Raw genomic sequence first — 25445 nt, forward strand, 5'->3', positions numbered from 1 at the left:
AGACCGGACGACGGATATCCGGCACGTGCGAAAGGAGCCTTCAACGATGCTGAACAATTTGGAAAGCAGCTATGACTGCTCGCAGGCGTCCGAGGATTTACATTCGCTCCGGCTCGAGCTTGAATCGCTCATAAGCGGCAGCAGCGAACGTTCCCCGGAGGAACAGGAAAAGATCAACCGTATCGAAAACCAGATTCGTTTTATCGCGAACAAATGCGGAATCGAGCCGCACCCTTCCTGACTGCAAGAGGCCCCTTGCGGCCTGACGGCTGTTTGCCGAAAGGCCGCAAAGGGCTGAATTGTGCGAATAATAAAACTTTCATTCAGACAGTTGACTCGCCTTTTTCCTTTTGATATATTATTACTTGTCACCGCGAGACGCGGGATCCATCACAATACGATCTGTTAGCTCAGCTGGGAGAGCACCATCTTGACAGGGTGGGGGTCAGTGGTTCGAGCCCACTACAGATCATACCGAAAACCCTTGAGAAATCAAGGGTTTTCTTCATTTTGATTCCAGTCAAGCGCGGGCTTCCTTCCGCTGCAGCCATTGCAGAAAACGTAAATTGGCGACAAGAATGAGGAACAGCACCGGGTATTCGAAAAAGGAGTACATCAGCTTCCAGCCGTTGTAATAAAAGAACCCGCTTTTTAGCGCCATAAACTCATACCCCGTCGAGAAAACCGTCCATAAGAAGATATATCCCAGCTTGGACCCGAAACCTCTCCTGTGTTCCCAAAAGGTTAGGAACAGAATGCTGACGGCCGGGTAGATGCCGAATTGATAAACGAATCCAAGGTTATCGACGCCTTTGTTAAAATAACCGTATAAGTTCCATTTCAGGTCGAAATAAATATCGACGGAAATTTGAAAGGCTACAGCGAATAAGGATGTGGCATATATTTGCCAGTGAGGCAATGTTTTGGGGATCAGAAAGGCAAAGATATTCAACAGGAAGATGGAGACCCAAAATAAAACCATGAATGCTGCTCCTTATCCGCATCGTTTCCACTAATTTAACCTGGAACGGGAACGATTATTTAGATGCCAAAAATGACAACCTATTCAAAAGTATCCCATTATCTGCATGCAGCGATTTCGATTTTCTCGAAAGGAGCTCCTCATGAACAATATGCCAAAATTTTTAATCGGAGCCGGGATATTGCTCGTTCTGATCGGCCTCCTTTGGGCGCTGCTCGGAAAGTTCATTCCTCTCGGACGTCTGCCGGGCGACATTTCGATTCGGAAAGGGAATTTCGGCTTTTATTTTCCGATCGTCACCTGCATTGTCGTCAGCGTCGTCTTGTCGCTCGTATCGTATATTGTCCGCTGGTTCATGAAATAAAGCCCGGACAGGCGTAGATGGGCGTGCATGATTGCCGTTCGCTTGGTGCACGATAACGGTAACGAAGGCACCGCCATTTTGCGCGAAAAGAGGGAGACTTTTGATGAGCGATAATCACGAGCGCGAAGCAAACGGCAAGGCCGGTGAACCGGTCACGGCAGCCAAGGTTGTTGCGGAAATGCCGCAGGACGACGACATGCGCAGCGAGCTGGAGGACATGAAAGCCCATGACGGTTACCCGGGCTCATGCGGCATCGGCAATCCGCCTTCCTCGAAGGAGACAAGCGGCAATGCGTGATGACCGCAAGCACGAACCGACCGTCGCGCCGGGCATGGACACGCACAATACGCTGGAAGAGGAACCGACGGATGAGGAACGGAAGCGCGGCGATGTCACGGAAGTGACCCGGCTCTATCTTGACCGGACGCCTGAAGATTAGCGGCGCTTTCCATGCGGTGTCTGCATCCCGCCCTATGCGTCACCGGTATGTTTTTCGCATTCGCAGCCTCCCGTTCGCCGGGAGGTTTTTTAATTTTTACGCTCCGTCGTGCAACCTATTGACTTTTCGTCACGTCAATGAATATACCACGCAGGAACAAATGGAAAATAAATGAGGTGATGGCACGTGATCAAGCGAAGGTTGTTTATTTTGGCGGCGCTGCTGCTTCTGTTCACCGCGGTAAGCCAGAATGCATGGGCATTCTCTGACATCAAGAACGACCCGAACGCCGGAAAAATAGCCGAGCTCGAAAAGCTGGGCAAGCTCGCGGGAGGCGGCAAGGACGGAAAGTTCAACCCGAACGGCAAGCTGACGTATGCGGAAGGCGTTACGCTCATTGTGCGGGGGCTCGATTTGAACATCGACAACCTGCGTTTTATTAAGGAACCGAAAGCCAGCGATTATTATACGAAAGTGAAGGATAACGCGTGGTATTCCCAAAACTTCATCATCGCCCAATATAACGGTCTGAAATTGCCGAAGGACGTTAATCCGAACGCCGTTATGACGCGCGAACAGTTCGCTTATCATCTGTTCCAGGCGATAACAGCCAAAGGCGACTTTGCGTTTATTGAAATGTACGTCGTCATTAAGGACGAAGCGGACGTCACAAAAGCGTATATGGACAGCATTCAGAAGCTGCTGATCGCCAAAATCGCCGAACTCGACGGCAAGCAAAATTTTCATCCGAAGCAAATGATGACGCGCAGTACCGCTGCCGGCTGGTTGTATGAAGCGATTCAATTCGTGAAAACGCATCAGCCGATTCCTGCTCCTCCCGACCAGCAGCCGTCCTCGCTGTCGGACGTCAAGCTGGCGGTTGCGGCGGTGAACGATAAGGTTAATGAAGTGACGGTCACCGCAACCGTGCCGAATCCGGGCTACGGGTTTACCATCGCTTCGATTTCCTTCGAGGGGAAACAGGCCGTTATCCATCTGGAGCCCACCTTCCCGCAGCCGGGTATGCTTTACCCGCAGCATGTGGCCGAGGTGAAGCAGGTGACCTACACAGCTTCCGGTTATACGCCGGTTATCGCAGATGCAGGCGCCGGCATGTCCGGTTCGGCCGGCACCTCCGGCAGCGGCGATACTCCGGTATCCGGGGGCACTGCCGATCGTGCGACGGATATCGCGGCCGCCGGCTGAGCCGGCCTTGCCCGCCCGCAGCAAGATCGCAAAGGCAGCCGCAAACCTTCCGTCCCATAATGAAACGAAGCACGCTCCAGAGACGAATCGTCTCGGGGCGTGCTTCATCGTTAAGGCAGAAAACCTTCCTGACCGAAATAAACGGCGCCCGGCGGCATCAGCCGTTTTAACTCCGCCGTGAAGCGGTCGGCCGTTTCCGGAGCGTAGCTGTCCTCCAATCCCAGCTGCGCGTATCGCTCCCGCATCTTCAGCTGTGCGGAACGTTTTCCCCCGCTGCCGTCGCCGCGAAAAAAATCATCGACGACCACCCGTTCCGCCGTCTCCGCCAGCATGGCCGCGAACGCGTCCGAATGAGGCAGAAGCGGCGACACAGCCGCCTGCACCGGGATGCCGAGCCGCCGCAGCTCGCGGATGGCCCGCCACCTGGCGGCCAGCGGAGGCGCTGCTGGAGTCAATCGCCGGCGCATTTCCTCCAGATCCGTCTCCACCGTCACGCTGACCCGGACACGGTCGCCCAGCTGCTGCAGCAGGTCTGCATCCCTCAGCACCAGCGGACTTCTCGTCTGCACGAGAATAAACGCCGGCGGCTGGTTGGAAATCGTCTCCAGCACCGTTCTCGTCAGCCGGGCGGCAGCCTCCTCGGGCTGATACGGGTCGGTCGCCGACGACATAAAAACCGTCACCGTCCCTTTGGCCAGCGCCCTGCTCCATTCGCTGGCGAAATCTTCCCGGCGGACCGGCTTTCGCTCGGTCCACTCGCCCCAGGATTGCTTGCGGAACAGCGCAACGGGCATTCGCCGCACGTAGCAGTACGAGCAGCCGAACGAGCAGCCCGTATACGGATTCAGCGTGTAGGCGTAGCCGTCCAAATAGCCTGAAGCCGGCGTGAGCAGACGTACCGGGCGCTTCCTCCCGTCCATCAGTCGTCCTTTGCAGCGGCCGCTTCCAATTCCGCCAGCGGCGGAACGGTCCAATCGATCGGCTGGCTTCCCGTTTTCTTCAGGAACTCATTCGCCCGCGAGAACGGCCGGCTGCCGAAGAAGCCCCGGTGCGCAGCGAACGGGCTCGGATGCGCCGATGCGATAACGCAGTGACGGCTTGTATCGATCGAAGCCGCCTTCTCCTGCGCATGGCGCCCCCATAAAATAAAGACAAGCGGCTTCTCCCGCTCATTCAGCGCCGCGATAACGGCATCCGTAAATCGCTCCCAGCCGAGCCCTTGATGAGAGGCAGCTTGTCCGGCCTGCACCGTCAGCACATTGTTCAGCAGCAGAACCCCTTGTTTGGCCCACGATACGAGGCAGCCATGGTCCGGTATCGGGCTGCCGAGATCGTCGCGCAGCTCTTTGAAAATATTTTGCAGCGAGGGAGGCGCTTTCACGCCCGGCTGCACCGAAAAGCTGAGCCCGTGCGCCTGCCCCGGTCCGTGGTAAGGATCCTGCCCGATAATGACGACTTTCACCTCTTCATAGCCGGTATAATGCAAAGCATTAAAAATATGGCGCATATCCGGATATACGGTCGAGCTCCGGTACCGGCGGGCAAGCTCCGCGCGCAGCTCCCTGTAATACGGAAGCTCCATTTCCGGGTGCAGAATAGGCGCCCATTCGTTTTGGAAAATATCGGCCATTGGTTCAAGGCTCCTCTCTCTGCCGCTCGTCTGCGTATAGTAAAAAACTCCTTCTCACCAGCCGGTTGCGGCGTGCGAAGGAGTCGATCGCTTGTTAATAGAATGCCGAGGACGGGAATCGAACCCGTACGGGTGTCACCACCCGCAGGATTTTAAGTCCTGTGCGTCTGCCAGTTCCGCCACCCCGGCAAAATGGCGACGTGTGTGAATGGTGGGCCCTGAGGGACTCGAACCCCCGACCAATCGGTTATGAGCCGACCGCTCTAACCAACTGAGCTAAGGGCCCTTAGCGCCATCGTATGGGGGTTGGTTGCGGGGGCAGGATTTGAACCTGCGGCCTTCGGGTTATGAGCCCGACGAGCTACCGGACTGCTCCACCCCGCGACATTACCAAATCACAATCAACGTCATTGTACGGCGACAAGAAATAATATACTATAAAAATATTCAGCAAGTCAAGGATTATTTTATGGAACAAAGCGGACACCGTACCGGCCTTTGCGGGACTGAAACACTTCGATCTCCCGCGGGCATTCGTACCCGTAAATCCACCAGTCGTTTTCCATCCGCTTCACGAGACAGCCGGCCTGAAACTTCGTATCGTACAAGCGCACCCAGTATACCCAGTTCATGGGGCGAACACCTCCTCCCGCTCCTTTTTCGCTTAGATTACCCATTACCCGAAAAAGTCAAGCGCGAAAGCCGCAAAAAAACTCCCGCACCTGTCAAGGTACGGGAGCTTCGATCGTCAGGCCGAGTATGAGGACGGCGTCAATTCACCTGCCGCGGCTGCGCGTTCGAGCGTAATCAGCCTCCCCATCCGCCGCCATCATAGATCACCTTGCCGCCGCCGTTTCCGCCGGGCGGATCGAGCGGGGCATTCGGATCGGCTTTCAGCTTTTGCAGCGCCTGATCGCCTTTGGTCTGCCATTCCTTGAGCGCCTGCTCCACCGTTTTCTTGCCCTGCAGCACGTCCTGGAAGAGCGGCTGGCCGTAGTTTTGCACCTGCCAGATGTTCGGCATCTTCTGCGACAATTCGTCCATGCCGGTGTCCTGGGGCGGAACCGGCTTCAGTGTATAAAACGCCTGCATGTTGTAGCTCAGGCCGTCCTTTGGCTTGAGGTACGATTTGCGCGAAACCATCTCGTACGTGCTGCGCGATTTGAGCTTCGCCCATTCTTCGCTGTTGTTGAACTGGATGAAATCCCAGGCGTCATCGCTGTTTTGGGCTTTCGCATTGATCGCCATCAGGTTGGACAAATAAATATTGCCCCCTACACCCGGCGCTTGCGGGAATGTCGGCACGGTGACGACATCCCAATCGACAGTCGGCACGTCTTTGTTTTTGGCGTTATAATCTTTCGATTTCGCCAGCTCATTCACATAATCGTAGGATGCGATCGTCATCGCTACTTTGCCGTTCACGAACAGATCGCCCATGTAGGGGTTCGTGACCGGTTTGCCGTTCTGGGCGGGCTTGCTCATGTCCTGATTGAATTTGTTGATATCGTCTTGAGACGGCACGACCTTGTCTTTGTACACGCCGGCGATATCTTTCCATACCTGCGCCCATTGCGGCGTATCGACGGTCATTTTCTCGCCTTTGGAATCCCATATTTTGAGCTGCAGCGGCGCCGAGTACGTCATCATGTCGGAGAACGGGTCCCCGCTGTAACGATTGAACTGGAAGCCGAACACTTTGTTCGATGCCGTGCTGGTGGCGGAAATGCGTTTGGCCAAATTGAAAATATCCTGCCACTGCATATTGTCGGCCGGTGGCTGCACGCCTGCGTCGGCGAACATTTTCTTATTGTAGAAGAGCGCGGAAGAGGAAAAGGTCGGCGTCAGCGCGTAAATATCGCCGCCTCCCGCGTCCTTGATGCCGTCGATGACGGTCGGCACGTAATCGCTGATATCGAATTTACTGTCCTGAATGAGCGGATCGAGCTGCTTCAGCAAGTTGTCCTGCACGAGCCGCTTCAAGTAATTCGGGTCGAGAATGACCACGTCCACCGGATTCGGTCCGGTCAGCATTTCCTTCAGCTTCTCGTAAGGGTCGGGCTGCTTGCTCGGATCCTGCGCCGCCGCGGGATCGAAGCGCTGATCGTCGTAGTTGATGGCGGCGGCGATTTCAATATCGATGTTCGGATGAGTCAGCTCATAGCTGTCCGTAAACTGCTGGCGCAGATAAGGTTCGTTATCCGAGTTCGAATACATGAAACCGACGCGCAGGACGTGCTTGTCGGCGCCGTCGCCGCTGTCGCCCTTGCTGCACGCCGCAAGCAGCGAGCCTCCCATGGCCGTCACCATAAGAACGGCGGATGCTTTTCGTACCATTGATGCACGTGATTGGATCTGCATTCGAATTTACCCCTCCAATGATTTTGGCGGCGAAATGATGATGCGCTCGCCGTCGAATTCCATCGATGCTTTATCTTTAATATTCAGCGCGGTCAAATAGGCCTTCGGAATTTGCAGCCGGCCGACGCGGTCGACGACGACATACTCCTCGTGCGCGCTGCTTGCGCTCTGCAGAGCGAACCCTTCCCCCGACGTATCCAGGTTCGGATTGCGTTTAATAAATTCGGTGCTCGTCAGGCCGTCGCGGATGGCGACCACCCGGTCCACCTTGCCGGCAAGCGACAGATCGTGCGTGACGATCACGATCGTGACGCCGAGCTCGCGGTTCAGCCTGCGGAAAATGTCCATGATCCGGTCCGACGTAGCCAAATCGACCGAGCCGGTCGGTTCGTCGGCGAGCAGCAGCTTCGGCCGGTTCGCCAGCGAAATCGCCATCGCCACCCGCTGCTGTTCGCCGCCGGACAGCTGGTGGAGCTTGTTGTGCATCCGCTCCTTCAGGCCGACCCATTCCAGCAGCTGCTTCGCATAAGCCCGGTCGAGCCTCGCGGAGAGCATCATCGGCATCTCCACGTTTTCCAGCGCAGTCAAATAGGGAAGCAAATTGCGGGCATTGTTCTGCCAGATGAAGCCGACCGTATCCCGCTTGTATTCGACGAGCTGATCCTCGGTAATTTTGAGCAGATCCCACTGCCCGACGCGGACCTGGCCGGCCGAAGGCCGGTCAAGCCCGCCGAGAATGTTGAGCAGCGTCGATTTGCCGCTGCCGCTGTTGCCGATGATCGCCATCATCTCGCCCTCGCGGACCTGCAAATTGAGCCCTTGGAGGGCGACAACCTCGAGATCGTCGGATTTGTAAATTTTGACGAGTCCTTCGCAATCGATCATATCCGCTTAACGCTCCTCTCCCATCTTGACGGCCTGGTGCACGCGCAGCCGGCGAATATGAACGAGCAGCAGCCCGGCGCCCATCAGCATCATGACGCCAACGACGATGTAAAGCTGCGCCGTATCTTTCGAATCGAAGACGACGCGGAACGGCGGCACCGAGTTGGCGACATTCTCGGTCGTCTGCAGAAACGGCAGGAACAGCAGGCTCGCGATTTTGCCGATGGCGATGCCGAGCGCGATCGACAGGCCGGCCGTGAATATTTGCTCCAGCAGCAGCATTCCGGTCAATTGCTTGCGCGACAGCCCCATCGCCCGCAGGACCCCGAACTGTACGATCCGCCCCGACAGGTTGAAAAACCAGTAAAGCACGTACCCGGTCAAGGATACGATGATCGAGACGAGGAAGCCGAGGCTCAAAATGCCGAATACGCCTCCCCTCGTCGGCAGCTTCGACTGCCGGGCCAGCTCGATGCGCACATCCTGCACGTCGGCCAGCTCGATGCCCTTTGCCTGCAGCTCCTTGATCACCGTTCCGGTGAGCGCGCCCGGCTTCATCTTCAGCCAGACGTCGTACGGAATGATCGGCACCTGGTCATAAATGTAATCGAGATTGGCGATGACGAACGGCGACTGGTCGGGGTACTGGCTCGGCCAATAAGGCACAATGCCGACGACGACGAAGTCGATGACATTGTCCTGAAGGCCGACGGACACGACGTCGCCGAGCTTCAGCTGGTACTTCTCCGCCACGCTCGACGGGATGATTGCCGCCTCCTCGTACATGCCGAGAAACTTCAAATAATAGAACGGATTGATCGGAAACAGGTCGTCCCTGAACCAGGCGACCTTGGCGAAATCGACATTGTCGATGCCCATCAGCGTGCCCTGTCCGATCGATTTGCCCGATACGATGATATTGCCCGGCGTCTGCAGGACGCGTGCCGCCGCCTGCACGCCGTCCAGTGTGCGAAACACCTCGAACGGCGGCTCGTTGTACGTGATGCGCGTCGGAACGTCAGGGGCGCCGCCGGGTCCGCCGGGTCCCTCGGCGCCGGGCGCGCCGCCTTCGCCGCTGCCGTTCCCGCCGCTTTGGCCGCCCTCGCCTTGTTGGCCGCCGCCGTTTGGACCTCCGCCGCTGCCGCCGTTGTCTCCTCCGGCATTTCGGCCCTGATCGACCGGATCGGCCTGACCTTCCCACACCGTCTTGACCGTGACATCGGTGCCGAATTTGTATAAGGTCCGTTCCGTCGAATTCAGATCGATCGTGCGCGCAGCCGACGCGTTATAGACGCCGAGACCGAGCGTCAGGATCAGCAGGATCATCAGCGGGTAATACCCTTTGGACGAACGCGACAGCTGGGTGAGCGTCAGGTACGCCGGCACCGGCAGCAGACGCTTGCCGAGCCAGCCGAACAGTCTCAGCAGCCACGGGAATATGCGCAGGAAGAACAGTCCCATCGCGAATATGGCGATCGCCGGCACGAAAAACAGGAACGGCTGCACGTTCAGCTGGTCCGTCGTCAAGCCGCTCTGAAACGAGACCAGCTGCCGCTCGTTGAACAAATACCAGCCGTAAGCGGCCACGCCGAGCAGCAGCACGTCGAGAAACCATCGCTGCCAGCCGGGACTGCGGTCCGAGCGGGCAAGCTGCTGCTTGTAGTTGACGATCGACGCCCGCGCATAGATGACGGCGGGGATGACGGTCGCCAGCACGGCCAGCAGCACGGCCGCAATGCCTGCGATAACCGCTTCGTTCGAGAACCCGACGGGAATGGATTTGCGGTCGACGAACTCGAGAAAGCCGTTCGCCGAACCGATGCTTTTCGCCATAAACCAGCCGATGAGCGGACCGAGAATAAGCGCCGCAAGACCAAGCATCAGCCCCTCCAGAAAATACATCCATATGATTTGCCTGGTGCCCGCGCCGCGGCTCCGAAGCACGGCGATGTCGGCGCGCTGCTTGTCGAGCGACTGACGCGCATTCATCGCGATGAAATAAAACACCATCGCCAGCATCGGCGCCGCCAGCGTGAACAGCAGCAGCTGCAGCTGCAGGCTCTGCGTCCGGAACTCGCCGAGCAGCTTGGCGAACGAAATTTCCACCCTCGTGTTTTTAAGCTGCTGGTACAGGTCCACGTTCAGCCGCTCCAGCGTCCGGTTCAGCGGCGACAGCTGGCTCGTTTTGATATTCGACAGATCGAAGGCGTAGTACCAGTTCGCGGTATGAAGCGGTATGTTCAGATTCTTCAGCAGCCCGGTCTGAAGCGCATTGTCGCCGACGACCAGCGTATTCATCATCCCTTCGAGCCCCTGATACCAGAACGGGTCGGTATCGGCGGTCGGCTTGAAGGAGCCGACGATTTTGACGCGTACCGTAATGTTGAGTCCGCTGTAAATCGGGTATTCGAAGACGTCGCCGATGTGCACGTCGTTCCGGTACATCGCTTCGTCGAGCATCACCGCCTCGATGGTGTTGCCGCTGCCGACCGAATCGGCGAACCAGCGCCCCTGCGTCAGCTCCGCCTTCTTGTCGATGCCGGACATCGTGGAAATCGTCATCTGCCGGACAAGGCTGGGATCGACCTTGGACGGGTCCTCCGGCACGATCTCCGCGCTTGCGATCGACAGGGTCTGGACAAACGACGCATGCGGAAATCCGATTTCCTCCGGCACTTTCTCGCGGATGTAGCTCATTACGTTCGAGAGCGCGGTCAAATCCGTCTTGTCGCCGCCCGACGCCTGGTAGTGCATCAGCAGCGAGCCGGCGGGCAGGCCATCGCTCTGTTCCTTCAGCGACTGCTCCACGACGCCTTTCAGCGCGCCGTCCGCGTACATCGGAATGCTGGTGGCGAACGCCACGGCCATGATGAGACCGGCCAGCGAGCTGAGCGTCATCCACCTGGTGTTCCACATTTTCCGGAACAGAAAGCGAAATAACGGCATCCCCATCGGTTATCGCCCTACGACTTTCTGTCCCGGCGTCAGCCCTTTGACGATTTCCACTTCGGTCGCCGTTTGCTGGCCGACCTCGACGTCGACCTCGCGCTTCGTGCCGTCCTTCTCGGCCACCTGCACGTATGTACGCGCACCCATTGTCCGGAGGGCGGAAGGCGGTATGACGATCGCATTTTCCTTGCGCTGCGTAATGATGGATATCGACAGCGGCGTGCCCCTCGTCATGCCGGGCGGTTTCTTGTCCAGCTGTACGATCAGGTAATCCTCGGGCCGGTCCGGACGCTGCTGACCGCCGTTGCCGGTTCCGTTCCCGTTCTGGTCGTCGTCCTGGAAGACCGGCAGCTGCTTCACCTTGCCCGTCACCTGCCCGATATTGTTGATATCGACGACGGCGGGCATGCCGACAGCAACGCCCTGCAGGTCGTCCGGAGTCATTTTCGCCGCGGCCGTCAGCTGCGACGTATCGGCAATGATGCAGATTGGATCGTACGCCTTGACCTGATCGCCCTTCTGCACGCTGACGGACACGACAGTGCCGGCGAACGGCGCTTTCAGCGTCGCTTTGTCCAGCTCTTCCTGCTGGTCGGCCAGCGCCTGCCGCTTCTCCTCGAAGGCGATCTGCTTCTGCTGAAACTCGACCGGATTCATCGTATCGCGATTGCGCAGCGTCTGCTTCATATCGAGCTCATCCTGCTGAAATTGAATTTTGGCGTCGCGCAGCGCTTTCTCCTCGTCGTCCATATCGAGCGAGGCAATAACCTGGCCGGCCGTTACCTTTTGCCCGGTTTTTACGTCTAATTGTTTGATGCGCTTTTCGTCGATCGTAAAATACATCGTCTCTTCCTGCATCGAAATGATATTTCCGGCGGCCGTCACCTTCGTCTCCAGCGTCGTCGTCGTCACATCGTATTCCGGTTTTTTCGAAATTTGCGGGGGCGTGATTTCCGGGAGGGTCTCCTCGCTCTGCTCCTTCGGGAGCAGCGAGCAGCCGCTTGCGAAGACGAGCGATGCGCCCAGCAAAACGGCGGATGAACGCTTAAATGAACTTCCCGTCAACCATTTCATAAACATGATCGGCAACCTCCAAAATCGTGGGATCGTGCGTCGTCATACAAATCGTAACCTGTTCCGTGCGAATGATATTTTGAAAGACCGCCATGATTTGCGCCGCCATCTGCGAATCCAGCTCCGCGGTCGGTTCGTCCGCCAGGAGCAGTCTCGGACGGTGTGCGATCGCTTTGGCGATGGCAACCCGCTGCTGCTCGCCGCCGGAAAGCTCGAACGGCCGGTGATGCATCCGTTTGCCCAGTCCGACCATGTCAAGACAGTGTGAAACGCGTTCCTTCCATTCGCCGCCGGGCGTACCCGCCATGCGCAGCGACAGCTCGACGTTCTCGTAAGCCGACAGCAGCGGCATCAGCGCGTAGGCCTGAAAAATAAAGCCCATCTCCTTGCGTCTGACCAGCGTGCGCTCATCGTCGTTCATCGAATGAAACGGCATGCCGCGAAAAAAAATTTCGCCTTTTGTCGGCTGATCCAGTCCGCCGATCATATTCAGCAGCGTCGTTTTGCCGGACCCCGATCTGCCGCGCAGCATGACGAGCTTTCTCGGCATCAGCTCCAGCTGGATGCCTTTCAGCACGTGCAGCGGCTGTCCGCCGACCTGGAACGTGCGCCCCACGTCCCGCACGGCCAAGATCGGCTCCCCCGGTTCTTCCTCCGGGTATGTTTGCGCAAGCTTCGCCGCTTCTGCCGGCTGAGCTGCCTCTTGTCCGCTCCCTGCCTCCTTTACGGCTAAAGTTTGGGACGTCGTTCGTTTCCACCATGTCATGAGCTGCTTTCGCGCCCCCCTTTTATGAGAGAATATGGATCCAATTACCGTATAGACGGTGCAAGTCACGAAAAAGTTACGCCGAACGCTGTTTAAAATCCTAAATATTTGTTAAAAAGGCTCTCGTTTCCCGGAAGATCGACACGATCCTTTCCGGAAACCGGGAGCCTGCGGACTTTCTTATTGAATGGTAAACGAACGATCAAAGAAGGTTATCCCCGCATCGCAATCGCGTTGCCGGAAGTATAACGCTTGAGGCCGAGCCTGAACAGCAGCACGCCGGCGATGCCGAAGCCCAGCGTGACGCCGGCGGCTCCGCAGACGAACGGCGGCGAAAAGTCGCGCAGCAGCCCGATCGGCAAATAGCTGATAAAGCCTGCCGGCACGACGGAGAACAGCACCGCCCGCGCCAGGCCGCGGAAAATATCCGACGGGTAAGTCGTCAGCGCCAGGAAGCCGTTAAACACCTGCTGCGAGAGCCCTTCGGCATTGCCGATAAAAAAAGCGCAGCACCCGGCCAGAATCATGACGGCCATAAAAAGCAGCCCGGCGAGCAGCAGCCCCGCCGCGAAAAGCGCCGCGCCACGGAGCGAATGGTCGCCGGCCCAGGCGTAAACGGCCAAGCCGAAAATGAAGTCGCCGAGCGCCGTAATCGACATGCGGCTGGCCAGCACATGCAGCAGCACCGGCTTCGGCTGCGACAAATAGACGTCTAGTCGGCCTCCGGCGACGATTTCGGCGATCCGGTTGAAATTGCCGAACAGGACGTTTGCCCAGCCGAAGCCACCCGCCCCGACCGCCCACAGCATCATGACGTCGTTTAACTGCCAGCCGTTCACGACCGGAAAGCGGCCGAAAAACAAGCTCCAGAAAAGCAGCCACAGCAGGTTGTTGACGATCATCATGCCGGCCAGCAGCACGAAGCTGAGCCGGTACTCCATCGCCGCCGCCAGATTGACTTTCCAGCAGGCCAGCAGAAACCGCAGCACGGCGAAGCTCCGGCCGGCCGCCGTCCGGTTATCCGCCATTGACATGAAGCTTCTTCACTCCTCTCCTGTAGATGAACGACACAACGGCGGCAATGGCGGCGATCCACAGCAGCTGAACCACCAGCTGTTCGGGCAGAGCCGCACGGCTTACGTCGACAGCCGACCGAGCGGGCAAATAGAGCACCGCCTGGAAGGGCAGCCAGGCGCACAAATGCTGCAGCCAACCCGGCATCATATCGAGCGGCAGCAGCATGCCGCCGACGGTGAACTTCAGCTTCTGCAGCACGAAATCGAGACCGCGGGTCTCCTCGATCCAGAAGGCGCATAGCGCAACCGCCGCGCTGAGCAGAAAAGCGAGCGTCATCGCGCCGAAGCTGAGCGCGAGCAGTGCCGCCCAGCCGTACCCGAACGACGGCGTTCCGGCCAGCGGCCACGCGACGGCGGCGCCGACCGCCAGATGAATGAAGAATCGGAAATAGGCCTCCGCCATATAGCACGCGTAATGATAGCCGATATACGAGAGCGGCCGGATAAGCCGGATGGCGATGTCGCCGTTTTTCACTTCATCCTCGATCAGCGTGCCGACCGGCGGTCCGGCCATCGTGATCGCTTCGGTAAAAACGAGGTACCAGACGATCTGCTTCAGCGTGTAGCCCGCGATGCGCAGCTGGCCGTCGCCGCCGTACGCCGCGCTCCACAGCTGCACGAAGACGAACAGGATGAGCAGCAGGAAAGAGGCGCGCACGATGAAATCGGTCCGGTAAGCCAGCTGATGCCTCAGTGTAATGCGCGCGACGGCGCCGATTTTCCGGCCGGCCGCCCCCGCCCTGGCCGCTGCGGCTTCCGCCGCCGCGGCATATCTTCCGTTCATGGCGCTCCCGCCTTTCCAGCCGCCGGTCCTTTTCCCCCGGCCTGCATGCCGTAAATATGCTTGATGATTTCTTCAAGCGGCGGATCCTCCACGGTCACATCCTCGAACCGGACGGTGCCGATCAGTTCGGCGAGCACGCGCTCGATCGTCGTCTGCGTCAAATCGACGGTCAGCTTCAGCCTGCGTCCCTCCGCCGCCATCATTTCCGTTCCGGCAACGGCAGCCGGCAACGTCCGCCCGTTTGAATCGGCCATCGTCATCGTGACCGTCTTGCGGTTCAGCGCGTCCCGCTTCAGCCTGTCGACCGGCGAATCGAGCAGCAGGCCGCCATGATGAATGACGACGGCGCGCGAGCACAGCTCCTCGACGTCGCCCGCATCGTGCGAGGTCAGAAAAACGGTCGTTCCCTCCTCGCGGTTCAGCTCGCGAATGAGCTCGCGGATGCGCTGCTTCACCACGACGTCCAGCCCGATCGTCGGCTCGTCGAGAAAGATCAGCTCCGGGCGGTGCAGGAACGAAGCGGCGATCTCGCACCGCATCCGTTCGCCGAGCGACAGCCTCCGCACCGGCGTCCGCATATGCGGGCCGAGCTCGAACCGGTCGATCAATTCGTCGCGGCGCCGGCGGTAATCGCTCCTCTTCAGCTCATAGACGCGGCTGATCAGATCGAACGTGTCCGCAGGCGGCAGATGGTACCACAGCTGCGACTTCTGCCCGAAAACCGCGCCGATCCGGTATGCGAGCCGGGCGCGCTCCGACCAAGGCGTCAGGCCGAGCACGCTCGCCGAGCCGGAGGTCGGGTGCAGGATGCCGGTAAGCATTTTGATCGTCGTCGATTTACCCGCTCCGTTCGGCCCGAGAAAGGCGACCGTCTCGCCGCGGCGGACGGACAAATCGATCTGCCGCACCGCCATCTTTTCCTCCCATTCCGGCTTGATCAAGGAGCGGAAGCTTCCCCGCAGCCCCGCGTCCTTTCGTTTCACTTTAAACGTTTTGCTAAGTCCGTCCGTTTGCAAAGCCCACACCGCGCCGTCACCTCATCTCTCGTCTTGCCGCTTCGTCCCGCTAAAGCAAAAAAGACCCCGGCGAAGACCGCCCAGAAGGCGGAACTTGCCGAAGGTCTTTTATCCCTACGGTGTAGCAAAGACGTATTGTCTGCAGCCGGTTTCGCTCGGTTCGCCACAGGGTGCGCGGATCCCTAGAAACCCTTCCGTTTGATGTAACATATTACCACCCGCCGGCCGCTTTGGCAACCCGTTTCGTCAAAACAATTTTGAGGACGGCCGGACGCCGGGGGCAGAAGAAAGACCGGCCTCAGGCGGTATAAAGCAAATTTTCCAGCAAAGTCATCAGCCTGATTTTCATCCGAATCAGCTTCTCCATCACCCGCTCGCGCAGCGGATCGCTGTCCGCCACCCAGATCGCTTGTCCGATCAGCGCATGCGTCTCGCCGAGCCGTTTAATTTCCTCGCTGTGCATCAGGTCCCGATCGTACTTGCGAACGCGGTGAAGCAGATCGCCGGTGGATTCCATTAACGTTTCGAACGATTGTTTCATATCTATCTACCTCTCCATCCTTTGAATCTATCAACTCTTCATACCTTATGCTCGCCGTTACAGAACTATTACCCGAATAGCCGAAAATGGAAACAAAAAAACACGGACGGTCTGTCCGTGTTCAGCCGCACGCCGCGGCGGCGCTAATTATACGTGATAAGCCTGCGGATTTTCGCGCCACGATTGCAGGATGGCAACGTCCGAGTGCTGAATCGTCCCGTTCTTTTCCGCCACTTCGATCAGCGTCGTCAAGTTCGACAGCGTATCGAGCGGGATATTTTCGGCCGCGAACGCTTCCGCCGCCTTCGGAAACTGGTACGTGAAAATCGCGACGACGCCCTGCACCTCGCAGCCCGCCTCGCGCACCGCCTTCGCCGCGTTCAGCGAGCTGCCGCCGGTGGAGACCAAGTCCTCGATCATGACAACCTTTTGTCCCTGCGTAAAATGACCCTCGATCTGGTTCGTTTTGCCGTGCCCCTTCGCCTTGTCGCGGACGTAGAGCATGGGGAGGTTCAGCTTTTGCGCCACCCAGGCTGCATGGGGAATGCCTCCCGTCGCAATGCCCGCCACCGCTTCGCAGTCGGGATAACGATCGCGGATGATGGCGGCAAACGCTTCGGCAATCATCTCGCGAATCTCGGGGTACGACATCGTCAGGCGGTTATCGCAGTAAATCGGCGATTTCAGGCCCGACGACCACGTAAACGGCTCATTGGGCCGCAGCGCGACCGCCTGGATAGCCAGCAATCGTTCGGCGATAAGGACGGGCAGCTGCTCAAGGTAGGATGTCGTTGTCATGCTTCCATCAGCTCCTTCAATATGTTTTCCAGCGCAAGACGCGGATCGGCGGACGCCGTGATCGGACGGCCGATCACCATGAAATCGGTCCCTTCCTTCAGCGCTTCCGCCGGCGTCATAATGCGGGACTGGTCGTTCACGTCCATGCCCGCCGGCCGGATGCCGGGCGTCACCGTGCGAAACGACTCGCCGCAGGCCGCTTTGACGGTCCGCACCTCGCGCGAGGAGGCGACGACGCCGTCCAATCCGGCCTGACTCGCCAGCCGGGCGTAACGGACCACGGCCTCCTCCATCGACCCGGGGATGCCGATCTCGTCGTTCAGCATCGTTTGGGCGGTGCTCGTCAGCTGCGTAACGGCGATGACCGCCGGGCGCCGGGCGCCGCCGGAGACGGCGGCGTCGGCGCCTTCGAGCGCAGCCTCCATCATCCGCACGCCCCCGGCGGCATGAACGTTGAAAATATCGACGCCGAGCCTGGCGATGCTGTTTGCGCCGCCTTTCACCGTGTTCGGGATATCATGCAGTTTCAGATCGAGAAAAACCCGGTAGCCGCGTTCCTTGAGGCCTGCCGTAAACCCGGGCCCCGCCGCGTAAAACAGCTGCATGCCGACTTTGACATAGCACGGAATGCCTTCAAGAGCGCGCAGCAGCGTCTCGGCCGCCGCGGCGTCCGGATAGTCGAGCGCGACCATCACTTTCCCGGCCGCTTCCTCCAGGCTAAGCTTTACCGTAGACATGACGGAACCTCCTCAAAGTTTTTGCGAAACATCCTGAAACACTCCTTGCGAGCAAAAACTCGCTTCGGAAGCATAGGCTTCGTTTTTGCGCTGCACCCTGAAATACACATCTTGTAAGTAAAAACTCGCTTCGGAAGCATAGGCTTTGTTTTTGCGAAACATCCTGAAACACTCCTTGCGAGCAAAAACTCGCTTCGGAAGCATAGGCTTCGTTTTTTCGTTTCACTCGCAGCGAAAGCCTGCTGGCGGGCAGGCTTTCGCTGACTCCGGCCGATACCGGCCGAAGAGGAACCTTATTTCTCCTGCAGCACCGGCATCGGCCGGGAAGAGAAGTTGATCGTTTCGAGCATGTTGAGCAGCGCCCGCACTGTATCGAGCGACGTCATGCAGATGACGCCGTTCTCGACCGCTTCGCGGCGGATGCGGAAGCCGTCGCGTGCCGGCGTTTTGCCTTTCGTCAGCGTGTTGACGACGAAGTGCGCCTGCCCGTCGCGAATCAGGTCGAGAATGTTCGGCGAACCTTCGCTCAGCTTGTTGACGCGATTGACGCGAAGCCCGGCCGCCTCCAGCGCGTCGGCCGTGCCGCCGGTCGCGATGATGTTGTAGCCAAGGTCGTAAAAGCCGCGCAAAATATCGATCGCCTCCGGCTTATCTTTATCGGCTACGGTCGCGATAATCGCGCCGGTCGGCGGGATGCGCATGCCGGCGCCGATCAGCCCTTTGTACAGCGCCTTGGCGTACTGCTGGTCGCGGCCCATCACCTCGCCGGTCGATTTCATCTCCGGCGTCAGCGTCGGATCGACGCGGCGCAGCTTGGCGAAGGAGAAGACCGGCACCTTCACCGATACGTAATCCGCCTCCGGCCAAAGACCGTCCGTATAACCGAGCGATTCGAGCTTCGTGCCGAGAATCGCTTTCGTCGCCAGATTGGCCATCGGTATGTTCGTGATTTTGCTGAGGAACGGCACCGTCCGCGAGGAGCGCGGGTTAACCTCGATGACGTACACCTTGTCCTGGAAGATGACAAACTGGATGTTGACGAGACCGACGACACGCAGCTCCTTGGCGATTTTGATCGTGATGTCGACCATCTCCTTCTTCAGGTCCTCCGAGATCGACTGCGGCGGGTAGACCGCGATCGAGTCGCCGGAGTGGACGCCGGCGCGCTCGATATGCTCCATGATGCCCGGAATGAGCACCGTTTCGCCGTCGCAGATCGCGTCGACCTCCGCTTCTTTGCCGAGCATGTAGCGGTCGATCAGCACCGGATGCTCCGGATTGATTTTTACCGCCTGTTCCATGTAGCTGAGCAGCTCGTTATCGGAGTAGACGATTTCCATCGCGCGGCCGCCGAGTACGTACGACGGGCGCACCAGAACCGGGTAGCCCAGCTTCTGCGCCGTTTCCACCGCCTTGTCGACGGACGTGACCGTGCTGCCTTCCGGCTGGGCGATGTCCAGCTTGCGCAGCAGCGCTTCGAATTTTTTGCGGTCCTCGGCGGCATCGATGCTTTCCAGGTCCGAACCGAGGATGCGCACGCCCGCCTTCGTCAGCGGAGCGGCGAGGTTAATCGCCGTCTGTCCGCCGAACTGGACGATGACGCCGATCGGTTTCTCCTGCTCGATCACATTCATGACGTCCTCGTAGAAAAGCGGCTCGAAATACAGGCGGTCGGACGTCGAGAAGTCGGTGGAAACCGTCTCCGGATTGTTGTTGATGATGACCGCTTCGTAGCCGGCGCTTTGAATCGCCCATACCGCATGCACGGTCGAGTAGTCGAATTCGATGCCCTGACCGATCCGGATCGGGCCGGAGCCGAGCACGAGCACCTTTTCCTTCGCCGTATCGGTCACTTCGTTTTCGGTCTCATAGGTCGAGTAGTAGTACGGCGTCGACGCTTCGAACTCCGCCGCGCACGTATCGACCATTTTGTAAACCGGCTTCAGCCCCTGCTCGAGCCGCTGGGCGCGCACCTGCAGCTCGGTCATCGCATGGCCGCCTTCGGAGCGGATTTCCGCGATCGATCGGTCGGAGAAGCCTTTGCGCTTTGCTTGGTACAGCAGATCCTCCGACAGCGCGGGAGCCGAGCGCAGCTCGTTCTCGAAACGGACGATGCCTTCGAGTTTGTCCAGGAACCACCAGTCGATTTTCGTCAAGTCCTGAATGTCCTGCAGCTCGTAGCCGCGGCGGAACGCTTCGGCGACGAGGAACATCCGCTCGTCGTCCGGCTTTTGCAGGCGGAGACGCAGCACATCGTCCTGCAGCTCGGCGGCATCCTTCAAGTGAATGCGGTGCACGCCGATTTCCAGCGAGCGGACCGCCTTATGCATCGATTCTTCGAATGTGCGGCCGATTGCCATCACTTCGCCGGTCGCCTTCATCTGCGTCCCGAGCTTGCGGTTCGCCGAGGTAAACTTGTCGAACGGCCAGCGCGGGATTTTCGATACGATGTAGTCGAGCGTCGGCTCGAAACAGGCGTAGGTCTGGCCCGTAACCGGGTTGACGATTTCGTCGAGCGTGTAGCCGATGGCGATTTTGGCGGCCATCTTTGCGATCGGGTAACCCGTCGCTTTGGAAGCGAGCGCCGACGAGCGGCTGACGCGCGGATTTACCTCGATGACGTAATATTGATAGCTGTGCGGGTCGAGGGCGAACTGAACGTTGCAGCCGCCTTCGATGTTCAGCGCGCGGATGATTTTGAGCGACGCCGAACGGAGCATTTGATATTCGCGGTCGGACAGCGTCTGGCTGGGCGCCACGACGATGGAATCGCCCGTATGGACGCCGACCGGATCGAAGTTCTCCATGTTGCAGACGACGATGCAGTTGTCGTTCGCATCGCGCATGACCTCGTATTCGATCTCTTTCATGCCGGCGATCGATTTCTCAATCAGGCACTGGCTGATCGGGCTGTAGCGGATGCCGGACGCGACCGTTTCCCGCAGCTCTTCTTCGTCCGCGCAAATGCCGCCTCCCGTACCGCCGAGCGTATAAGCCGGGCGGACGATGATCGGGTAGCCGATTTCGCCGGCAAAAGCGACCGCTTCCTCGACGGTTGTCACGATCGTGCTCTCCGGCACCGGCTGCTCCAGCTCGCGCATCAGATCGCGAAACAGGTCGCGGTCCTCCGCCTTCTCGATCGCCGTCAGCTGCGTGCCGAGCAGCTTCACGTTTTCGCGCTCCAGCACGCCTGCGCGGGCCAGCTCGACCGCCATGTTGAGGCCGGTCTGGCCGCCGAGCGTCGGCAGCAGGCCGTCCGGCCGCTCCTGGCGAATAATTTGCGTCACGAAATCGAGCGTGATGGGCTCGATGTAAACCTTATCGGCCATGTTCGTGTCGGTCATGATGGTCGCCGGGTTGCTGTTGATCAGGACAACCTCGTAACCTTCTTCCTTCAGCGCCTGGCAAGCCTGGGTGCCTGCGTAGTCGAACTCGGCCGCCTGTCCGATGACGATCGGACCGGAACCGATGACGAGAATTTTTTTCAGCTCATTATTTTTGGGCATACTGCAGCTCTCCTCTTTGACGTTCCGCAAGCTCCGCCTGGCGCGGTTTTTTCGGGTGACTTCGCTTATGGTCGCGGATCATGTCCAGGAATTGATCGAACAGGTAGCTTGAATCGAACGGTCCCGGCGCGGCCTCCGGATGGTACTGGACCGTAAACGCCGGGAATTCCGTATGCCGCAAGCCCTCGATGGTCCGGTCGTTGTTGTTGATGTGGGTCACTTCCAGCTTCGTGCCCGCGATCGAATCCTCCAGCACGGTATACCCGTGGTTTTGCGAGGTGATGTAGCAGCGGTTCGTCGCCAGCTCCTTCACCGGATGGTTGCCGCCGCGGTGGCCGAATTTCAGCTTCGTCGTGTCCGCACCGCAAGCCAGCGCAAACAGCTGATGGCCGAGGCAGATGCCGAAAATCGGGAATTCGCCGAGGAGCTCCTTCAGCGTCGCGACCGCTTGCGGCGCATCCTTCGGATCGCCGGGGCCGTTCGACAGCTGGATGCCGTCCGGTGCGAGGCGGCGGATTTCATCGGCCGTCGCATCGTGCGGCACGACGACAACGTCGCAGCCGCGGCGCGTCAGCTCGCGCAGGATGCCGCTTTTCGCGCCGTAATCGATCAGGACGATCCGCTCTCCGTCTCCCGGGCTCGAAAAGATGCTTTTCGTCGACGTGCGGGCCACCTGATCGCGCATCAGCGGCGTGAGATCGAGTCGCTCGCGAAGCTCTTCGACGCGCTCCGAGCCGGTCGTCAGAATCCCCTTCATCGTGCCGTGATGGCGCAGGATGCGGGTCAGCATGCGCGTATCGATGTCGCTGATGCCGATGATGCCGTATTCCTTCAGCAGCCGGTCAAGCGTGTACTGCGCCCGCCAATTGCTCGGCACCGGTTCGTGCCTGCGGACGACAAACCCGTGGATATAGGGCCGGACCGATTCGAAATCGTCCCGCGAAATGCCGTAGTTGCCGACGAGCGGATACGTCATCGTAACGATTTGCCCGCAGTAGGACGGATCGGAAATGACCTCCTGATAGCCTGTTATGCCGGTGTTAAATACCACTTCGCCGGCCGACTGTCCTTCGGCGCCAAATGCGAGGCCCGTGAACAGCGTGCCGTCTTCCAACAACAATCTTGCTTGCATCCGAATCACTCCTCAACGTTTTCTGCGGCTGCTATTCTTATGACTTCCGTTCAAGCAGAAAGAAAGACCGCTTCGGAAGCACATCTGTTTGACCGTTGGTTCATCTTGTCCGAGGCCGCCGTTTCGCCCGGTCAAAAACGCTATTGCGGCAGCTCCGACCAGACGACCTTGCCGTCCACCATCGTGAGCACCGGCCAGCCGGCTAACCGCCATCCGCCGAACGGCATGTTCGCGCTCTTCGAAGCGAACGTCTTCGGATCGACCGTCCGTTCGCCTTCCAGCTCGACAATTGTCACGTCCGCTGGAGCGCCAACCGCGAGCCGGCCTTCGGTCAGCCCAAACACCCTGGCCGGGTCGGCCGTCATCCGCTGCAGCAGGAAGCCGAGCGTCCATCTGCCGGTTTGGACGAATTTCGTGTAGAGGAGCGGAAACGCCGTTTCGAAGCCGACGATGCCGAACGGCGCCAGCTCGACGCCGCGCGCTTTTTCTTCGTCGCTGTGCGGCGCATGGTCGGTGACGATGATATCGATCGTACCGTCCTCGAGCCCTTCGATGACCGCCTGCACGTCGCGGGGCGACCGCAGCGGCGGGTTCATTTTCCAGTTGGCGTCGTCCAGCCCCGGAATATCCTCGTCCGACAGCACCAGATGGTGCGGACAAACCTCGGCCGTGATGCGCACGCCGTTTTGCTTCGCCAGCCGGATGAGGCGCACCGACTGTTCGGTGCTGACGTGGCAGACGTGGTAGTGAACGCCCGTCGCCTCGGCCAGCAGCGCGTCGCGTCCGACATGGATCGCCTCGGATTCGTTCGGGATGCCTTTCAAGCCGTATTTCCTGGCAAAATTGCCTTCGGTCGCCCAGGCGCCCTCGACCAGCGAGTCGTCCTCGCAGTGGGCGATGATCGGCAGATCAAGCGATTTGGCCAGCGTCATCGCGTTTTTCATCATCTGCGCGTTCTGCACGCCGACGCCGTCGTCGGTGAAGCCGGCTGCGCCCGCTTCCTTCAAGGCGGCAAAGTCGGTCAGCTCGCGCCCGAGCTCGTTTTTCGTAATCGCCGCGTACGGAAGCACCTTCACGATGCCTTCTCTCGCCGCTTTGTCCCTTATGTAGCGGACGGTTTCCGGCGTATCGGTGACCGGGCGCGTGTTCGGCATGCAGGCGATGGTCGTGAAGCCGCCTTTCGCCGCCGAGCGCGTGCCCGTTGCAAGGTCTTCTTTATGTTCGAACCCCGGATCGCGGAGGTGTACGTGCATATCGATAAATCCCGCCGAGACCAGCCTGCCCGCGGCGTCGATTATATCATGCCCCTCCGTATCCAGCTCAGCCGCATCGCCTTCCGCGATCGCCGCAATCCTGCCGTTTTCCGTTCGAATATGTTTTGTGACCGGCCTTCCGGCCGCCTCGTCCCAAACTTGTCCGTTTATGATCCAAACCGGCATCGCGGTTGTCATCCCCTTTCGAATTTAGCCGAGCGCACGCTCGATTACAGCCATCCTAACCGGCACCCCGTTTGCCATCTGCGGGAAAATCCGCGACTGCGGATGCTCGACCACCTCGTCGTCGATTTCGACGCCGCGGTTGATCGGCGCCGGATGCATGATGATCGCATGTTCCGGAATCCGTTTCGCCCGCTCGACCGTCAGGCCGTACTGCTCGCGGTATTCTTCGGCCGATTTCAGCATGCCGCTCTCGTGCCGTTCCAGCTGCACCCTCAGCATCATGACGACGTCCGACTGCAGCGCTTCGTTCATCGTCACGTTCGGCGCGTCCAGCTCGGGGGCGGCCATGTTCGGCGGCGAGCAGAAGCGCACGTTCGCGCCGAATTTTCGCAGCGCCCACAAATTCGAGCGCGCTACGCGGCTGTGCAGCACATCGCCGACGATCGTAACCGTCAGCCCCCGCAGCTCGCCGAAATGCTTGCGCATCGTATACAGGTCGAGCAGCGCCTGCGTCGGATGCTCGTTGTTGCCGTCGCCCGCGTTGATGAGCGGCACCTTGATTTTCGCGGCAAGCTCGGCCAGCACGCCGATCGGCTTCAGCCGGATGACGCCGGCGTCGATACCCATCGATTCGAGCGTCTTGACCGTATCGTAGATCGACTCGCCCTTCTGCACGCTCGAAACCGCGGCCGAGAAATTGAGCACCTCCGCGCCTAGCCGCTTCTCGGCCACTTCGAACGAAAACCGCGTGCGGGTACTGTTCTCGAAAAACATATTCGCGACAAACTTGCCTGGAGCCACCTGCCGCACTTTATCCGGCTGCGCCTCCCAGTAGGCCGCGCGGTCCAGAATCGAAACGATCTCTTCCTTATCGAGTTCCTTCAGCCCGAGCAAACTCCGCTGCATATGCGTGATGACCGCCATTCAAGCCAGCCCCCTCCGATGGATTATCGCCACTTGGTCCACATCGTCCACGTCCTGGAGCGACACTTCGATTCGCTCCTGCTTTGAGGTCGGCACGTTCTTGCCGACATAGTCGGGCCGGATCGGCAGCTCGCGGTGGCCTCTGTCGACCAGCACCGCCAGCTGGATACTCTGCGGCCGCCCGCGGTCCATCAGCGCGTCCATCGCCGCCCGGATCGTCCGGCCGGTATACAGTACGTCATCGAACAAAATGACCCGCTTGTCCTGCACGTTCAGGGTGGCCGCGGCGCCGGGAGACGGCGCAGGACTCGGCGAGCCGCCGGCGCCGTGCGCCCGGTCGTCCCGGTAAGAAGTGATGTCGATTTCGTCCGACTTGACCGGAGCGCCTTCGATTTCGCGAATGAGCTCCGCGATACGGCGGGCCAGATAGACACCGCGCGTCCGGATTCCGACGAGCACGCAGCCTTCGATGCCTTTGTTCTTCTCGACAATTTCATGGGCGATTCGCGTCAGCGCCCGGCGGATCGCCGTCTCGTCCATAATAATGCGCCGCTGTTCATCCATGCGGGTTTCCCGCCTCCTTACGTCGAACCGAAGCTCCGTCACACAAAAAAACTCCTTGCGGGCTACCGCAAGGAGAGCGTACTTACACATGAATATCCGGTCCGGTCGCCGCCAAGCAGTCAGGTTTCCCCTAAGGGGCAGACCGATGGCCGGCTTCTCCGTACTTCCGGGTATTCAATTATTCACGCTACCTTGCCAGCCTCTCTGGACTGAACTTAAAGGTACATTCGTTCATCAAAAGAATTATGCCACGTTCGACAAATCATGTCAA

The 25445-nt window shown here is 59.2% G+C and carries 26 protein-coding genes and 4 tRNA genes; 6 read left to right on the plus strand and 24 right to left on the minus strand.

The window, feature by feature from the left end; all coding sequences use genetic code 11:
• Positions 1-46 precede the first annotated feature (46 nt).
• A complete protein-coding gene (locus PD282_RS16785; protein WP_274651798.1) occupies positions 47-241 on the plus strand; it encodes a DUF2524 domain-containing protein in 195 nt (64 codons plus the stop codon).
• Positions 242-399: 158 nt separating this feature from the next.
• Positions 400-472, plus strand: a tRNA-Val gene (locus tag PD282_RS16790).
• Positions 473-520: 48 nt separating this feature from the next.
• On the opposite strand, the gene PD282_RS16795 is transcribed toward PD282_RS16790, so the two are convergent.
• On the minus strand, positions 521-982 hold the full coding sequence (locus tag PD282_RS16795) for a CBO0543 family protein (protein WP_274651799.1): 462 nt from the start codon (positions 980-982) through the stop codon (positions 521-523).
• 142 nt (positions 983-1124) lie between these two features.
• Between PD282_RS16795 and PD282_RS16800 the strand changes: the two genes are divergently transcribed.
• The 4 genes from PD282_RS16800 to PD282_RS16815 all read left to right on the plus strand — a co-directional run bounded on the left by PD282_RS16800 (position 1125) and on the right by PD282_RS16815 (position 2992).
• On the plus strand, positions 1125-1346 hold the full coding sequence (locus PD282_RS16800) for a DUF2905 domain-containing protein (RefSeq protein ID WP_274651800.1): 222 nt from the start codon (positions 1125-1127) through the stop codon (positions 1344-1346).
• A gap of 103 nt (positions 1347-1449) precedes the next feature.
• Positions 1450-1644: a hypothetical protein gene (locus PD282_RS16805; RefSeq protein ID WP_274651801.1), complete on the plus strand. Its 195-nt coding sequence runs from the start codon at positions 1450-1452 to the stop codon at positions 1642-1644.
• Positions 1637-1786: a hypothetical protein gene (locus tag PD282_RS16810; protein WP_274651802.1), complete on the plus strand. Its 150-nt coding sequence runs from the start codon at positions 1637-1639 to the stop codon at positions 1784-1786. The genes PD282_RS16805 and PD282_RS16810 overlap by 8 nt, the downstream gene beginning before the upstream one ends.
• Before the next feature lie 186 nt (positions 1787-1972).
• Positions 1973-2992 carry an S-layer homology domain-containing protein gene (locus tag PD282_RS16815; protein WP_274651803.1) on the plus strand — a complete coding sequence of 340 codons (1020 nt, stop codon included), beginning with the start codon at positions 1973-1975 and terminating at the stop codon, positions 2990-2992.
• Between the two features lie 110 nt (positions 2993-3102).
• Here the strand turns inward: PD282_RS16815 and PD282_RS16820 are convergent, their stop codons facing one another.
• From PD282_RS16820 to pyrR, 23 genes are all read right to left on the minus strand, one after another.
• Positions 3103-3912 carry an SPL family radical SAM protein gene (locus tag PD282_RS16820; RefSeq protein WP_274651804.1) on the minus strand — a complete coding sequence of 270 codons (810 nt, stop codon included), beginning with the start codon at positions 3910-3912 and terminating at the stop codon, positions 3103-3105.
• On the minus strand, positions 3912-4622 hold the full coding sequence (locus PD282_RS16825; protein WP_274651805.1) for a uracil-DNA glycosylase: 711 nt from the start codon (positions 4620-4622) through the stop codon (positions 3912-3914). Before PD282_RS16825 ends, PD282_RS16820 begins: the two co-directional genes overlap by 1 nt.
• 103 nt (positions 4623-4725) lie before the next feature.
• Positions 4726-4811, minus strand: a tRNA-Leu gene (locus PD282_RS16830).
• 20 nt (positions 4812-4831) lie between these two features.
• Positions 4832-4908: transfer RNA gene (locus PD282_RS16835), tRNA-Ile, on the minus strand.
• A 21-nt stretch (positions 4909-4929) separates the two neighbouring features.
• Positions 4930-5006: transfer RNA gene (locus tag PD282_RS16840), tRNA-Met, on the minus strand.
• Positions 5007-5089: 83 nt separating this feature from the next.
• Positions 5090-5254 carry a hypothetical protein gene (locus tag PD282_RS16845; RefSeq protein WP_274651806.1) on the minus strand — a complete coding sequence of 55 codons (165 nt, stop codon included), beginning with the start codon at positions 5252-5254 and terminating at the stop codon, positions 5090-5092.
• 175 nt (positions 5255-5429) lie between these two features.
• Entirely contained in the window at positions 5430-6983 is a 1554-nt protein-coding gene (locus tag PD282_RS16850; protein ID WP_274651807.1) for an ABC transporter substrate-binding protein, read from the minus strand.
• A 6-nt stretch (positions 6984-6989) separates the two neighbouring features.
• A complete protein-coding gene (locus tag PD282_RS16855; protein WP_274651808.1) occupies positions 6990-7868 on the minus strand; it encodes an ATP-binding cassette domain-containing protein in 879 nt (292 codons plus the stop codon).
• A 6-nt stretch (positions 7869-7874) separates the two neighbouring features.
• Positions 7875-10820, minus strand: coding sequence for an ABC transporter permease (locus tag PD282_RS16860; RefSeq protein WP_274651809.1), 2946 nt, complete (start codon positions 10818-10820; stop codon positions 7875-7877).
• A gap of 3 nt (positions 10821-10823) precedes the next feature.
• Positions 10824-11897, minus strand: a complete 1074-nt coding sequence (locus PD282_RS16865; protein ID WP_274651810.1) for an efflux RND transporter periplasmic adaptor subunit — start codon at positions 11895-11897, stop codon at positions 10824-10826.
• Positions 11863-12657 carry an ABC transporter ATP-binding protein gene (locus tag PD282_RS16870; RefSeq protein ID WP_274651811.1) on the minus strand — a complete coding sequence of 265 codons (795 nt, stop codon included), beginning with the start codon at positions 12655-12657 and terminating at the stop codon, positions 11863-11865. Before PD282_RS16870 ends, PD282_RS16865 begins: the two co-directional genes overlap by 35 nt.
• A gap of 212 nt (positions 12658-12869) precedes the next feature.
• Positions 12870-13691: an ABC transporter permease gene (locus PD282_RS16875; protein ID WP_274651812.1), complete on the minus strand. Its 822-nt coding sequence runs from the start codon at positions 13689-13691 to the stop codon at positions 12870-12872.
• A complete protein-coding gene (locus tag PD282_RS16880; protein ID WP_274651813.1) occupies positions 13675-14517 on the minus strand; it encodes an ABC transporter permease in 843 nt (280 codons plus the stop codon). Before PD282_RS16880 ends, PD282_RS16875 begins: the two co-directional genes overlap by 17 nt.
• On the minus strand, positions 14514-15542 hold the full coding sequence (locus tag PD282_RS16885; RefSeq protein WP_274651814.1) for an ABC transporter ATP-binding protein: 1029 nt from the start codon (positions 15540-15542) through the stop codon (positions 14514-14516). Before PD282_RS16885 ends, PD282_RS16880 begins: the two co-directional genes overlap by 4 nt.
• Before the next feature lie 289 nt (positions 15543-15831).
• Positions 15832-16074, minus strand: coding sequence for a hypothetical protein (locus PD282_RS16890; protein WP_274651815.1), 243 nt, complete (start codon positions 16072-16074; stop codon positions 15832-15834).
• 147 nt (positions 16075-16221) lie between these two features.
• The gene (gene pyrE / locus PD282_RS16895) at positions 16222-16872 is read right to left on the minus strand and encodes an orotate phosphoribosyltransferase (protein ID WP_274651816.1); all 651 of its coding nucleotides are present in this window, start codon (positions 16870-16872) and stop codon (positions 16222-16224) included.
• Positions 16869-17609, minus strand: a complete 741-nt coding sequence (pyrF, locus tag PD282_RS16900; protein WP_274651817.1) for an orotidine-5'-phosphate decarboxylase — start codon at positions 17607-17609, stop codon at positions 16869-16871. Before pyrF ends, pyrE begins: the two co-directional genes overlap by 4 nt.
• Positions 17610-17621: 12 nt before the next feature.
• On the minus strand, positions 17622-17771 hold the full coding sequence (locus PD282_RS16905) for a hypothetical protein (RefSeq protein ID WP_274651818.1): 150 nt from the start codon (positions 17769-17771) through the stop codon (positions 17622-17624).
• Between the two features lie 131 nt (positions 17772-17902).
• Positions 17903-21115, minus strand: a complete 3213-nt coding sequence (carB, locus tag PD282_RS16910; RefSeq protein ID WP_274651819.1) for a carbamoyl-phosphate synthase large subunit — start codon at positions 21113-21115, stop codon at positions 17903-17905.
• Positions 21102-22247, minus strand: coding sequence for a glutamine-hydrolyzing carbamoyl-phosphate synthase small subunit (locus tag PD282_RS16915; protein ID WP_274651820.1), 1146 nt, complete (start codon positions 22245-22247; stop codon positions 21102-21104). The genes carB and PD282_RS16915 overlap by 14 nt, the downstream gene beginning before the upstream one ends.
• A 140-nt stretch (positions 22248-22387) precedes the next feature.
• On the minus strand, positions 22388-23686 hold the full coding sequence (locus PD282_RS16920) for a dihydroorotase (RefSeq protein WP_274651821.1): 1299 nt from the start codon (positions 23684-23686) through the stop codon (positions 22388-22390).
• A gap of 24 nt (positions 23687-23710) precedes the next feature.
• Positions 23711-24610, minus strand: a complete 900-nt coding sequence (locus PD282_RS16925) for an aspartate carbamoyltransferase catalytic subunit (protein ID WP_274651822.1) — start codon at positions 24608-24610, stop codon at positions 23711-23713.
• Positions 24611-25174, minus strand: coding sequence for a bifunctional pyr operon transcriptional regulator/uracil phosphoribosyltransferase PyrR (gene pyrR / locus PD282_RS16930; protein ID WP_274655283.1), 564 nt, complete (start codon positions 25172-25174; stop codon positions 24611-24613).
• Positions 25175-25445 lie beyond the last annotated feature (271 nt).

Origin of the sequence: Paenibacillus humicola (assembly GCF_028826105.1) — a bacterium.
GTDB lineage: Bacteria > Bacillota > Bacilli > Paenibacillales > Paenibacillaceae > Paenibacillus_Z > Paenibacillus_Z humicola.